The following is a 12,532-nucleotide window of genomic DNA, read 5'->3' as shown; positions in this document are numbered from 1 at the left end:
GAAGGTGCCTCCGTCCCGGGCCCGTCCGTCACTCCTTCGTCACCGGTGCTTCTTCTCGGCCTTCAGTTCCCTTTTGGCCTCGGCCAGTTCACGCCGGGCGGCGGCGCCGACGTGTGGGTACCGGGGGTCGATGTCGATGAGCGTGTGCGCCAGCACGGCGGCCGCGCACACCCGGGCGAACCACTTGTGGTCGGCGGGAACGACATACCAGGGCGCCCACGGCGTGCTGGTTTCGGACAGCATCTGTGAGAAGGCCTGCTGGTAGTCGTCCCACCGGGCCCGTTCGCGTATGTCGGCCGACGAGAACTTCCAGTTCCGCTCGGGAATGTCGATGCGTTTGAGGAAACGGGAACGCTGTTCTTCCTTCGACAGGTTCAGAAACACTTTTACGATCCTGAAGCCGTTGTCGCTCAGATAACGTTCCCAGTCGTTGATCTCCCGGTAGCGTCGTTCCCACACGTCGGGGCCGCGGGCCGCGTCGGGCAGCTTCTGCCGGAGCAGGTTCTCCGGGTGGACGCGGACGACGAGCACTTCCTCGTAGTGCGAGCGGTTGAAGATGCCGATCTCTCCGCGCCGGGGCAGTGCGCGGGTGTAGCGCCACAAAAAGTCGTGGTCGAGTTCCTCGTCCGAAGGCACCTTGAAGCTGGACACGCGCACGCCCTGCGGGTTCACTCCGCTCATCACGTGGCGGATCGTGCCGTCCTTGCCGCCGGCGTCCAGTGCCTGCAGGCACAGCAGCACGCCGTAGGTGTCCTGGGCGGCCAGCCGCCGCTGGTAGTCGGCGAGCAGTTCGACGCCGGTGCGCAGCAGTTCGACGCCCTCCTTCTTCTTGCTGATGCCGGCCTTGTATCCGGGGTCGAAGTCCTTGGCCAGCCGCACCTGGGTCCCGGGCTCGACCCGCAGCGGCTCGATGAACTCGGCTATGCGCTCCGCTCTCTCGTCGCGCTCGACCTTGTCGTCGCCCATCGCCCGTCGTCCCTTCGTCCGCTTCCCAGCAGCATCCGGTCGGGTCACGCCGGGGCGCCTCACCCCTGAGGGGTGGTTCCGGCGCCGGGCGCACGCTTGCTCAGGGACCGCCTGTCAGGCGGCGGGCCGACGCCGCCGCCCGGTCGGCCGGGGACAGCAGCCGGGCGCGGCTGCGGGGCCACCACAGCAGGTGCTGCGGGGCCACCACAGCAGGTCGGCCAGGCAGAGCCCGACGACCAGCCAGGACGCGGTCAGCTCGTCGGGGGCGCCGTTCAGGGTGTCGTACCCGGCGAGGACGACCGCGAGCACGGTGACGGCCGCCACGAGGCGGCGCCGCGGCCGGTCTTCCTCGGCGGCCCGCCGCAGGGCGGCCGCGTAGGCCACGACACCGGGCGCGAGCCGGGGATCCGCGAGGGTCTCGCCCCGCCGCACGACGCCCACGACGCCCACGACGGCCGCTCGGTCCGCACCGCTCATGACGCCGGCCGCGGGCCAGACCCGGGCCGTGCGACATGCCGCCCGGCCCCCGTGGAACGGGCCCAGCACCACGAGAACCACGGGCGCGCCGGCCCGTGAACCCGCCTCCAGGAGGACGAAGGCCGCACCGCAGACACCGGCGGCGAGGCCCACGCCCACGCCCGGGCCGACCGGCCCCCGCCGCCACAACCAGCCCGGAACGAGAAGCACCCGTCCACGGTGGCCGTCACCCGTCGCGGACGCAAACACCGCAGCGGCACGTCGGTGGCGGCACCCGCGCACGGCGCACAGCGGCCCCGGCGGGGTCCAGGGGGCCCGAGGGGCCGAGGGGGCCCGGGGAGGCTCAGGCGCGCCGGGGCAGCACTCCGGCCTCGACCAGCGAGTCGTACAGCCGCTGCTGCTCCGCGTCGAGCCCGGAGTACAGCATGTCGTACGCCTCCTCCTCGCCCCGCATCACTTCGACGGGGTCCCACTCGGCGCCCAGCGCGTTCATGACGTGGGCGCGCCGGGTCATCTCGTGCCCGGTGAGATCGACGGAGAACTCGACCGGCCCAGCGGGAAGGGAGGAATCTTTGTCGGACATATGACCGAATTTAGGGAGGCTGTCCGGTCCCGACAAGACCTCGTGGGGGACATCACAGCGACTCGGTGTTAGCCCACCTGGCCGGGTGCACCTGTGCCGGTCAGCGGCCGACGCGCACTCCCGTGCTTGCATTCCTGCGAGGGGAGGCCCACCACCGACGTCGTACCCAGCTCTGGAGGAACCGGCTGATGGCCGCGGACAACGAGACAAGCATCTGCCCGTTCGACTTCAGCGAAGCGCTCGACTTCGACCCGGCGCTCGCCGATCTGATGCAGCGCCGCTCCCCCGCACGCATCCGGCTGCCCTACGGCGCGGCCGACGCCTGGCTGATCACCGGCTTCGACGCCGTCAAGCAGGTCACCACCGACCCTCGCCTCAGCAGGGCGGCCATCATCGGCCACGACTACCCCCGGATGACGCCGGAGCCCATCGTCTCCCCGGAATCGATCAACGTGATGGACCCGCCGCACAGCAGCCGCGTCCGCCACCTGGCCTCACAGGCCTTCACCCAGCAGCAGGTCGACGGCATGCGCCCCCGGATCGTCTGGCTCGCGGACCGTCTCCTGGACGAGATGGAGAAGGACGGGGCGCCGGCCGACCTGGTCCGGCACCTGTCCAACCGGCTCCCCCAGCACGCCGTCCTCGACCTGCTCGGCATCGAGCGGGAGGACTGGCCCCGGATCGAGGAGTCCGTGCACCGCCTGCTCGTCGTCGGCGCGGGCAGCAAGGAGGCCGCCGCGACGGCCAAGGCCGAGCTGATCGACTACTTCGCCGAACTCGTCGCGCAGCGCCGTACCGCGCCCGGCCCCGACATCATCAGCGCGATGGCCGCGGCGCGGGAGGGCGAGGAGCAGCTCGACGACAGGGAGCTGGCGGTGATGACCCTGACTCTGGCGCTCAGCGGCCAGGACACGGCGACCTGCCAGATCAGCGACATCGTCTACCTGCTCCTGACCCGCCCCGAGCTGATGCGGCACCTCCAGCGCAGGCCCGAGACGCTGACCGACGTCGTGCACGAACTGCTGCGCTGGATCCCGTTCCGCAAGGGGGTCGGGATCCCCCGGGTGGCTCTGGAGGACGTGGAACTGGACGGGGCGCGGATCAAGGCGGGCGACTTCGTGCACGTGTCGTACCTGACGGCCAACCGGGACCCGCAGCGGTATCCGGACGCGCACGAGATCGACCTGGACCGTCCCAGCGTCCCGCACATGACGTTCGGCTGGGGCGGGCACCGGTGCATCGCGATGCCGCTGGCGATGGCGGAACTCGAAGTGGCCGTCGGCCGCCTCGTCGAGAGGTTCCCCGGCCTGCGTCTCGCGGTGCCCGCGGAGGAAGTGCGCTGGGACACGGAGACGATCAGACGCTTCCCGCTGGAACTCCCGGTGACCTGGTAGCAGTGACCTGGTAGCGGTCCGAATCCGGCCTGGAGGCACGCCCCCGGCCGGGTTCGGACCCCGCTGACCTCAGTGCACGTGCCCGCTCGAAGCCGGCGCCGGACCCGCGTTCTTGACCGTGAGCGGCAGCAACTTCTTGCCGGTCGGGCCGATTTGAATGGCCGTGTCCATGGCCGGGCACACCCCGCAGTCGAAGCACGGGGTCCAGCGGCAGTCCTCGACCTCTGTTTCGTCGAGGGCGTCCTGCCAGTCCTCCCATAGCCAGTCCTTGTCGAGGCCCGAGTCGAGGTGGTCCCAGGGGAGGACCTCCTCGTAGGTGCGTTCGCGGGTGGTGTACCAGTCGACGTCCACGCCGTAGGGGGCGAGGGCCTTGTCGGCGCAGGCCATCCAGCGGTCGTAGGAGAAGTGCTCGCGCCAGCCGTCGAAGCGGCCGCCGTCCTCGTAGACCGCGCGGATGACCGCGCCGATGCGGCGGTCGCCGCGGGACAGGAGGCCCTCGACGATGCCGGGCTTGCCGTCGTGGTAGCGGAAGCCGATGGAGCGGCCGTACTTCTTGTCGCCGCGGATCTTGTCGCGGAGCTTCTCCAGGCGGGCGTCCGTCTCCTCTGCGGAGAGCTGCGGGGCCCACTGGAAGGGGGTGTGCGGCTTGGGGACGAACCCGCCGATGGAGACCGTGCAGCGGATGTCGTTGGAGCGGGAGACCTCGCGGCCCTTGGCGATGACCTTCGTCGCCATGTCGGCGATCTGGAGGACGTCGTCGTCGGTCTCGGTGGGCAGGCCGCACATGAAGTAGAGCTTCACCTGGCGCCAGCCGTTGCCGTAGGCCGTGGCGACGGTGCGGATGAGGTCGTCCTCCGAGACCATCTTGTTGATGACCTTGCGCATGCGCTCGGAGCCGCCCTCGGGGGCGAAGGTGAGGCCGGAGCGGCGGCCGTTGCGGGTCAGTTCGTTGGCGAGGTCGACGTTGAAGGCGTCGACCCGGGTGGAGGGCAGGGAGAGGCCGATCTTGTCTTCCTCGTAGCGGTCGGCGAGGCCCTTGGCGATGTCGCCGATCTCCGAGTGGTCGGCGGAGGAGAGGGAGAGCAGGCCGACCTCTTCGAAGCCGGTGGCCTTGAGGCCCTTCTCCACCATCTCGCCGATGCCGGTGATGGAGCGCTCGCGGACCGGGCGGGTGATCATGCCGGCCTGGCAGAAGCGGCAGCCGCGGGTGCAGCCGCGGAAGATCTCGACGGACATCCGCTCGTGGACGGTCTCGGCGAGCGGGACCAGCGGCTGCTTGGGGTACGGCCACTCGTCCAGGTCCATGACGGTGTGCTTGGAGACGCGCCACGGGACGCCGGAGCGGTTGGGGACGACGCGGGCGATCCGGCCGTCGGGGAGGTACTCGACGTCGTAGAAGGCGGGGATGTAGACGGAGCCGGTCTTGGCGAGGCGCAGGAGGACCTCCTCGCGGCCGCCGGGGCGGCCCTCGGCCTTCCAGGCGCGGATGATCTCCGTCATGTCGAGGACGGCCTGTTCGCCGTCGCCGATGATCGCCGCGTCGATGAAGTCCGCGATGGGTTCCGGGTTGAAGGCCGCGTGGCCGCCCGCGAGGACGATCGGGTCGTCGAGGGTGCGGTCCTTGGACTCCAGGGGGATGCCCGCGAGGTCGAGGGCCGTGAGCATGTTCGTGTAGCCGAGCTCCGTGGAGAAGGACAGGCCGAACACGTCGAAGGCCTTCACGGGGCGGTGGCTGTCCACGGTGAACTGCGGGACGCCGTGCTCCCGCATCAGCGCCTCCAGGTCGGGCCACACGCTGTAGGTGCGCTCGGCGAGGACGCCGTCCTGTTCGTTGAGGACCTCGTAGAGGATCATGACGCCCTGGTTGGGCAGGCCGACCTCGTAGGCGTCCGGGTACATGAGCGCCCAGTGGACGTCGCAGGACTCCCAGGGCTTGACCGTGGAGTTGAGCTCTCCGCCGACATACTGGATCGGCTTCTGCACATGCGGGAGCAGGGCTTCCAGCTGCGGGAACACAGACTCGGCGACCTGGGCGGCGGCTTCGGCAGGCATGTCGCGGACCTTTGTGAGCTGACTTGGGGCACCCCCCGGCCGAAGGCTGGGGGGAGGGTGACCATCTAGCCTAACGTGCCCGGCGCAGTCCCCCGTACGTCCGCTCAGACGTGCGCCGCCTTCCTGGTCTTCTTCCAGGCGTGCGGGAGCCCGGCCTCGACGGCCGCCGCCCGCTGTTCCTCGCGGCCGTACAGCAGCCCGTAGGTGAAGGCGCTCTCGCCGGCGGCGTGCGCGACCGCGGACAGTTCCCGGAGGGTTTCGCGGGCCATGACGCTGTCCTGGTGTTCGCCGAGCCGGGACTGGAGCGACTTCATGCCCTTGACCAGGGACTTCGCCGGGCCGCCGAGGGCGGGGCGGGCCGCTTCGGCGGCGTAGCGGGTGCGCTTGGACTTCTTGCGGGCCTCGTGCAGGCCGAGGTCGCGGTCGTGGCCGGAGGGCTCGGCCATGGCCGTCTCGATCAGGCCGGTGAGCTTGTCGAAGTCCTTGCGTACGGCCTCGGCGAGCACCTTCTCCGGGTTCTTGGCGGCCGCTTTCAGCAGGGGCGGGTCGGCGACCAGGGCGTCGAGGGTGTCGAGGAGGTCGAGGTAGCGGCGGGATTCCAGGACGCCGAGCAGGCGGTGCCGGGAGCCGCGCTCACCGGCGTCGGCCCAGGCCCGCAGCCGGTCGTGGACGGGGCCGGAGACCAGGGCGGGGGGTACGTCGGTGAGGGCGCCGGTGAGGCGTTCGGCGAGGACTTCCAGGTCGCGGCCGAGGCCGAGTTCGCCGGCCAGCCATTTCAGTTCGGCGGCGACCGGGTCGGTGATCTTCCGGTCGAGGACCTTGCCGAAGGTGCGGAACGTGCTGCGCAGCCTGCGGGTGGCGACCCGCATGTCGTGCACGCCCTCCTCGGTGCCGAGGCGGACGGCGGGGTCGAGGGCGACGATGGCGTCGCGCTGGGCTCGGACGTAGGCGAGGACGTGGTCCCCGGCGGTTGCGGGTTTGCCGGGGGCCGGGGCGGGGTGCGGTTGGCCGCCCTTGGTCTCGGCGAGGGCGCGGGCCAGCTTGGACGGGGAGTCGGAGGGCCGTACGCCGGCCTTGCGCAGGCGTTTCTCCACCTTGTCGAGGAAGGCGGGGTCGCCGCCGTCGGCGAGTTCGACCTCGATCTCGGTCCACTGGGCGGTGCCCTCGCCGCCGAAGAGGCGTTCGGCGTGGACGCGGTCCACGCTCACCTCGGCGAGCAGTCGGCCGTGGGCGTCGACGAGGTTGCGCACGTCGCGTGTGGTGCGCAGCCGGATGACGGGGACGAGCTGGCCTTCGCGGACCCGGGAGCGGGTGAGGGCGGCGAGTTCGCCGGGGACGGTGTCGGCGAGCGGGGCGTGGATCTCGTCGCGGACGCCGGGGGCGACGGGGAGTTTGAGGTGCCAGCCGGCGTCCTTGCCGCCCTTGCGGCGGCGCAGGGTGATCCTGGCCGCGGCCAGGCGCAGGTCCGAGGTGTCGTGGTAGGTCGCGTCGAGTTCCGTGGTGCCCTTGTCGAGGACGTGCGCCACGCCGGCGACTTTGGTCAGGTCGGGCAGGCCGCTGTCGTCGGACTCATACTTGCGCTCGATTTCACGCTTCGTATCCGCCATGAGCTGAATCTAGTGGTTTGGCCGCCTCAGGGGCAGACGGCGACGGGGGTGAATCCCGGGGGGACGGGACATGTCTGCGAGGTGAAGACGCCGTTGCCGGTGTCCTCACCCCGCCGGGTTCCCCGGTCGGCTGCGGCCATGCCGACAGCGGCCTATGCCGACATCGGCCGCTGCGCCCTGATCGACTGGAGCAGTCCCACCGCCACCCAGACCGCGAACATCGAGGAACCGCCGTAGGACACGAACGGCAGGGGGAGTCCGGTGACCGGCATGATCCCCAGGGTCATCCCGATGTTCTCGAACGCCTGGAACGCGAACCACGCGACGATCCCGGCCGCGACGATCGTGCCGTACAGCTCGGGCGCCTCGCGGGCGATGCGGCAGGCGCGCCACAGGATGACGCCGATGAGCAGGATGATCAGGCCCGCGCCGACGAAGCCGAGCTCCTCCCCCGCGACCGTGAACACGAAGTCGGTCTGCTGCTCGGGGACGAACTGGCCGGTGGTCTGCGAGCCGTGGAACAGGCCCGCGCCGGTCAGGCCGCCGGAGCCGATGGCGATACGGGCCTGGTTGGTGTTGTAGCCGACGCCGGCCGGGTCGAGGCTCGGGTTGGCGAAGGCGGCGAAGCGGGCGATCTGGTACTCGTCCAGGACGTGCAGCTGCCAGATCGTGATGCAGCCGATCACGCCGGCGGTGAGCAGGCCGAAGACCCAGCGGTTGGAGGCGCCGGAGGCGAGCAGCACGCCGAGGATGATCGTCACCATGACCAGGACCGTGCCGAGGTCGGGCATGAGGAGCACGATCATGATCGGCACCGCGGCCAGGCCGAGGGACTGCAGGACGGTGCGGTGGTCGGGATACTTCTTGTCCCCGGCGTCGACCCGGGCCGCCAGTATCATCGCCATGCCCAGGATGATCGTGATCTTCACGAACTCGGCGGGCTGCAGTGAGAAGCCGCCGCCGAAGACGATCCAGTTGCGGCTGCCGTTGATGGTGGCGCCGAGCGGGGTGAGCACCGCGAGGATGCCGAGCAGCGACAGACCGTAGAGGATCGGTACGGCGTTGCGCAGCTGGCGGTGGCCGACCCAGATGGTGCCGATCATCAGGGCGAGCCCGATGCCGGTGTTCATCAGGTGGCGGACCAGGAAGTAGTACTGGTCGCCCTGGTTGATCTCGGTGCGGTTGCGGGTCGCGGAGTAGACCAGCAGGGAGCCGAGCAGGGACAGGGCGACGGCCGCCAGCAGCATCGGCCAGTCCAGTCGGCGGGCCAGTGAGTCGCGGGCGAAGACCCTGGTCCAGCCGGGGCGTGCCGGGCCGTATCCGGAGACGGAGAAGCTGTTGACGCCGGTCATGTGAGCATCCTCCGGCTTCCGCGCCTGCGAGGTTTCCTGCGGGTGGTGCGGTTGCCCGCCGACGGCGAGGCGGTGGTGGCGGCCGGGGTCGGCTGGCCGCCGTTCTGCTGGTCGCCCTGCTGCGAGGCCTGGAAGTCCTTCGCCGGGTCCCTGGAGACCTTCGGGGAGGCGATGGTGCCGTCGGTGCGGACCTTCGGCAGGCCCTGCTGCGGGGTGGGCAGCAGCGCCTTGTTCTTGTCGATGGAGCCGTCGGACGAGACGCCGTAGAGCGCGCTGTAGATGTTGCGGACCGCCTCACCGGAGGCACCGGAACCGGTACCGGCCTGGGCGATGGTCATGATGACCGTGTAGTCCTTGCTGTAGGTGGCCAGCCACGAGGTGGTCTGCTTGCCGTAGACCTCGGCGGTGCCGGTCTTGCCGTGCAGGGCGATCTTGTCCTGGGGCCAGCCGTTGAACTTCCAGGCGGCGGTACCGCGGGTGATGACGCCGGCGAAGGCGTCGTTCATGCCCTTGAGGGTGGCCTGGCTGACGGGCAGCTTGCGGACGGCCTTGGGCTTGATCTCCTGGACGGACTTGCCGTCGGCGCTGATGACGGCCTTGCCGATGGTCGGCTGGTACTCGGTGCCGCCGTTGGCGACGGCGCCGTAGATCATGGCCTCCTGGATCGGCGTGACGAGGGTGTCGCCCTGGCCGATGGAGTAGTTGATCTCGTCGCCCTCGCGCATCTTGTTGCCTTCGAGGCAGTTCTCGTACTCGATGCGCTCGACGTAGGAGCCGTCCTTCTTGCCGGACTTGCACCAGGCGTCCTTGTTGGCCTTCCAGTAGTCGAGCTTCCACTGGCGGTCGGGGACCCGGCCGGTGACCTCGTTGGGCAGGTCGACGCCGGTCTCCTTGCCGAGGCCGAACTCGTGGGCGGTCTTGAAGAACCAGTCCTTGGGCTCGCCCTTCTTCGGGTTGATGCCGCCGTCCTTCTTCCACTCGCGGTCGGCGAGGCCGTAGAAGACGGTGTCGCAGGAGACCTCCAGGGCGCGGCCCAGGGAGATGTCGCCGAAGTTCTCGCCCTCGAAGTTCTTGAAGACCTGGCCGCCCACCGAGTAGGAGCTGGTGCAGGGGTAGCCGCCGTCCCAGGCGTACCCGGCCTGGACGGCGGCGGCGGTGGAGACCACCTTGAACGTCGAGCCGGGCGCGGCCTGACCCTGTATGGCCCGGTTGAGCAGCGGGTAGTCGGAGTCCTTGCCGGTGAGGGCCTTGTAGTCCTTGGCGGAGATGCCGCCGACCCAGACGTTCGGGTCGTAGTCGGGGGCGGAGGCCATGGCGACGATGCGGCCGGTCTTGGCCTCCATCACGACGACGGCGCCGGAGTCCGCCTTGTAGTTCTCGTGGGTGATGTCGTCGTACTGCTGGCGGGCGGTCTTCATGGCCTTGTCCAGCTCGTACTCGGCGACGCGCTGGACGCGGGAGTCGATGCTGGTGACCAGGTTGGCGCCGGGTTCGGCGGCGTCGGACTTGGCCTTGCCGATGACGCGGCCGAGGTTGTCGACCTCGTAGCGGGTGACGCCGGCCTTGCCGCGCAGTTCCTTGTCGTACTCGCGCTCCAGGCCCGAGCGGCCGACCATGTCGGAGCGCAGGTACGGGGAGGAGGTGTCCTTGGCCTGCTGGATCTCGGCGTCGGTGACCGGGGAGAGGTAGCCGAGGACCTGGGCGGTGTGGGCCTTGCCGGGGGCCGGGTAGCGGCGTACGGCTTCGGGCTCGGCGGTGATGCCGGGGAAGTCCTCGGAGCGTTCGCGGATCTGCAGGGCCTGCTTGGCGGTGGCCTTGTCGGTGATGGGGATCGGCTGGTAGGGGGAGCCGTTCCAGCAGGGCTGGGGGGTCTTGGCGTCGCAGAGGCGGACCTTCTGCAGGACCTCCTCCGGTTTCATGCCGAGGACGCCCGCGAGTTTGGTGAGGACCGCCCTGCCGTCGTCCTTCTGCTTGAGCAGGTCGGTGCGGGAGGCGGAGACGACGAGGCGGGTCTCGTTGTCGGCCAGGGGCACTCCGCGCGCGTCCAGGATCGAGCCGCGTACCGCGGGGTCGACGACCTGCTGGACGTGGTTGCCGGAGGCCTCCTTCTGGTAGGCGGCGCCCTCACGGATCTGCAGGTACCACAGGCGGCCGCCGAGGGTGCCGAGCAGGGACAGGACGAGGATCTGGATGACGACGAGACGGATCTGGACCCGTGGGGTCCGACCGGTCTCCGGGATGTTAGTCATGGGCGTAGCCCATTCCTTCACGGGTGGTGGTGGGAGACGGGTGGGCGTTGGTCACTGGGCTGCCTCCCCCTCTCAGCGGTGTGTGTTCGTGTCATATCCGACGGAGCTGTGAACGGCTCCGTCGCCCGACTCCCCCGTGTTCACAGGCGCTTGACCCCCTTGATGCGGCCGACCCGGACGTTGCGGGTGCGGGCCCTGGCCTTCAGGGAGCCGAGGGCGCCGCGTCGGCCGCCGACGCGCAGTCCGGTGCCGGAGGAGATCCAGCCCGCGGAGACGTTCCCGGCCTTGGTGCCGGAGTTGGCCTCGGTGAGGGGGTCGTTGTCGGCGCGGCGGGCCAGCGCCATCACGCCGGGGACCACGAACGGGGCGAGCAGCAGGTCGTACAGGGCGGCGGTGACGAGCAGGCTGGTCATGCCGACGTGCCGGGCGGCGGTGTCGCCGACGAGGGCGCCGACGCCCGCGTACAGCAGGGTGGAGCCGACGGCGGCGGCGACCACGACGAGCATCGGGCCGGTCGCGGACTTCAGCCGGCCGTTCTCCGGTTTGATCAGGCCCGCGCAGTAGCCGACGACGCACAGCACCAGGGCGTAGCGGCCGGCCGCGTGGTCGGCGGGCGGGGCGAGGTCGGCGAGGAGGCCGGCGCCGAAGCCGACGAGGGCGCCGCCCACATGGCCGTAGACCATGGCGAGGCCGAGGACGGTCAGGAGCATCAGGTCGGGGACGGCGCCGGGCAGGTGCAGGCGGGCGAGGACGCTCACCTGGATCACCAGGGCGACGACGATGAAGGCCGAGGAGAGCAGGATCCGGTTGACGCGCATGGGGATTCAGCTCCTACTGCTGCTGGCCGGTGGTGTCGGACGCGTTGGCGCTCGCGTCCGCGGACGGGGTGACCGTGACGGTCACCGTGGGGGTCGGGGTCGGCTTGGGCTTGGCCGGGAGCACCTCGTCGCGCGGGTCCTTCTTCGGTGCCTCGACGACCACGCCGACGACGTCGAGCTTGGTGAAGGACACGAACGGCGTGACGTACAGGGTGCGGGTGAGGCCGCCGTTGGAGGGGTCGACGCCGGTGACGGTGCCGACCGGGACGCCGGGTACGAAGGGCTTGTCGGCCTGGGAGCCGAAGGTGACGAGCCGGTCGCCCTTCTTCACCTCGGCCTTGCCGTTGAGGAGTTCGACGCGCAGCGGGCGGTCGCCCTGTCCGGAGGCGAAGCCGAGTTCGTCGCTGCCCTCCATGCGGGTGCCGACGGTGAAGTCCGGGTCGTTGGCGAGCAGCACGGTGGAGGCGTCGGGGCCGACGGTGGTGACGCGGCCGACGAGGCCGTCGCCGTTGAGGACGGTCATGTCCCGTTTGATGCCGTCGTTGTAGCCGACGTCGATGGTGATGGTCCAGGAGAAGCCCTGGGCCGACCCTATGGCGATGACCTGGGCGCCCTTGATGCCGTACTGGCCCTCGGCGGCGATGTTGAGCATCTTGTCGAGCTGGCGCAGGCGGCTGCGGTTGCGGTCGTCGCTGCCGAGCTTGGCCTTGAGGGCGGCGTTCTGGTTCTCCAGGCGGGCGAGGCGGTCGTGGCGTTCGCCGGAGTCGCGGATGGCGGAGACGGCGTTGCCCACCGGGTCCACGACCGTCGACATGCCGTTCTCGATCGGGCCGAAGACCGCGGCCGCGGCCTGCCGGGCGCCGTCGACCGGGGAGTTCCGGCCCCCTCGGATGTCCACCGTGATCAGCGCGAACGCGATGGCGATCAGCAGCACCAGGAGCAGCCGGCTCTCTTTCGTGTCCCTCACGTGCGGCGGCCGTGCCTTCCTCAATAGGAACTTGGGGAGCTTGTTGTATGCGGGGGGGGTGGGTGAA

Annotated in this window: 10 protein-coding genes; 1 reads left to right on the top strand and 9 read right to left on the bottom strand. The window is 70.2% G+C overall.

The features are described from left to right. Positions 1 to 39: 39 nt before the first annotated feature. The 3 genes from ACZ3KP_RS25045 to ACZ3KP_RS25035 form a co-directional block, all read right to left on the bottom strand. Complete coding sequence (locus tag ACZ3KP_RS25045) at positions 40 to 966, bottom strand: polyphosphate kinase 2 family protein (protein ID WP_467501810.1); 927 nt, start codon at positions 964 to 966, stop codon at positions 40 to 42. Between the two features lie 114 nt (positions 967 to 1,080). Beyond that, positions 1,081 to 1,653 carry a hypothetical protein gene (locus ACZ3KP_RS25040; RefSeq protein ID WP_467501809.1) on the bottom strand — a complete coding sequence of 191 codons (573 nt, stop codon included), beginning with the start codon at positions 1,651 to 1,653 and terminating at the stop codon, positions 1,081 to 1,083. A gap of 133 nt (positions 1,654 to 1,786) precedes the next feature. Next, positions 1,787 to 2,026, bottom strand: coding sequence for a DUF6400 family protein (locus tag ACZ3KP_RS25035; RefSeq protein WP_467501808.1), 240 nt, complete (start codon positions 2,024 to 2,026; stop codon positions 1,787 to 1,789). A gap of 188 nt (positions 2,027 to 2,214) precedes the next feature. Here ACZ3KP_RS25035 and ACZ3KP_RS25030 point away from each other — a divergent pair, with 188 nt between their 5' ends. Continuing rightward, positions 2,215 to 3,420: a cytochrome P450 gene (locus ACZ3KP_RS25030; protein WP_467501807.1), complete on the top strand. Its 1,206-nt coding sequence runs from the start codon at positions 2,215 to 2,217 to the stop codon at positions 3,418 to 3,420. Positions 3,421 to 3,489: 69 nt separating this feature from the next. Here ACZ3KP_RS25030 and ACZ3KP_RS25025 read toward each other — a convergent pair whose 3' ends face one another. The 6 genes from ACZ3KP_RS25025 to mreC all read right to left on the bottom strand — a co-directional run bounded on the left by ACZ3KP_RS25025 (position 3,490) and on the right by mreC (position 12,465). Next, positions 3,490 to 5,472, bottom strand: a complete 1,983-nt coding sequence (locus ACZ3KP_RS25025; RefSeq protein ID WP_467501806.1) for a TIGR03960 family B12-binding radical SAM protein — start codon at positions 5,470 to 5,472, stop codon at positions 3,490 to 3,492. A 104-nt stretch (positions 5,473 to 5,576) separates the two neighbouring features. Beyond that, complete coding sequence (locus tag ACZ3KP_RS25020; RefSeq protein WP_467501805.1) at positions 5,577 to 7,079, bottom strand: CYTH and CHAD domain-containing protein; 1,503 nt, start codon at positions 7,077 to 7,079, stop codon at positions 5,577 to 5,579. A 152-nt stretch (positions 7,080 to 7,231) separates the two neighbouring features. After that, entirely contained in the window at positions 7,232 to 8,431 is a 1,200-nt protein-coding gene (rodA, locus tag ACZ3KP_RS25015; protein ID WP_467501804.1) for a rod shape-determining protein RodA, read from the bottom strand. Beyond that, a complete protein-coding gene (mrdA, locus tag ACZ3KP_RS25010) occupies positions 8,428 to 10,680 on the bottom strand; it encodes a penicillin-binding protein 2 (protein WP_467501803.1) in 2,253 nt (750 codons plus the stop codon). The genes rodA and mrdA overlap by 4 nt, the downstream gene beginning before the upstream one ends. A gap of 140 nt (positions 10,681 to 10,820) precedes the next feature. After that, complete coding sequence (mreD, locus tag ACZ3KP_RS25005; protein WP_467501802.1) at positions 10,821 to 11,498, bottom strand: rod shape-determining protein MreD; 678 nt, start codon at positions 11,496 to 11,498, stop codon at positions 10,821 to 10,823. A 13-nt stretch (positions 11,499 to 11,511) separates the two neighbouring features. After that, positions 11,512 to 12,465 carry a rod shape-determining protein MreC gene (gene mreC / locus ACZ3KP_RS25000; RefSeq protein ID WP_358972764.1) on the bottom strand — a complete coding sequence of 318 codons (954 nt, stop codon included), beginning with the start codon at positions 12,463 to 12,465 and terminating at the stop codon, positions 11,512 to 11,514. Between the last annotated feature and the right edge of the window lie 67 nt (positions 12,466 to 12,532).

Source organism: Streptomyces sp. NPDC020958, from assembly GCF_055562175.1.
Note: the sequence above shows the minus strand (reverse complement) of the source record. Positions and strands in the feature narration are given on the sequence as shown.

Excerpts from the sequence above, each read along its gene's own strand:
- ACZ3KP_RS25045 (WP_467501810.1), bottom strand. The coding sequence starts at position 966 with ATGGGCGACGACAAGGTCGAGCGCGACGAGAGAGCGGAGCGCATAGCC.
- ACZ3KP_RS25035 (WP_467501808.1), bottom strand. The coding sequence starts at position 2,026 with ATGTCCGACAAAGATTCCTCCCTTCCCGCTGGGCCGGTCGAGTTCTCC.
- ACZ3KP_RS25030 (WP_467501807.1), top strand. The coding sequence starts at position 2,215 with ATGGCCGCGGACAACGAGACAAGCATCTGCCCGTTCGACTTCAGCGAA.
- ACZ3KP_RS25025 (WP_467501806.1), bottom strand. The coding sequence starts at position 5,472 with ATGCCTGCCGAAGCCGCCGCCCAGGTCGCCGAGTCTGTGTTCCCGCAG.
- ACZ3KP_RS25020 (WP_467501805.1), bottom strand. The coding sequence starts at position 7,079 with ATGGCGGATACGAAGCGTGAAATCGAGCGCAAGTATGAGTCCGACGAC.
- rodA (WP_467501804.1), bottom strand. The coding sequence starts at position 8,431 with ATGACCGGCGTCAACAGCTTCTCCGTCTCCGGATACGGCCCGGCACGC.
- mrdA (WP_467501803.1), bottom strand. The coding sequence starts at position 10,680 with ATGACTAACATCCCGGAGACCGGTCGGACCCCACGGGTCCAGATCCGT.
- mreD (WP_467501802.1), bottom strand. The coding sequence starts at position 11,498 with ATGCGCGTCAACCGGATCCTGCTCTCCTCGGCCTTCATCGTCGTCGCC.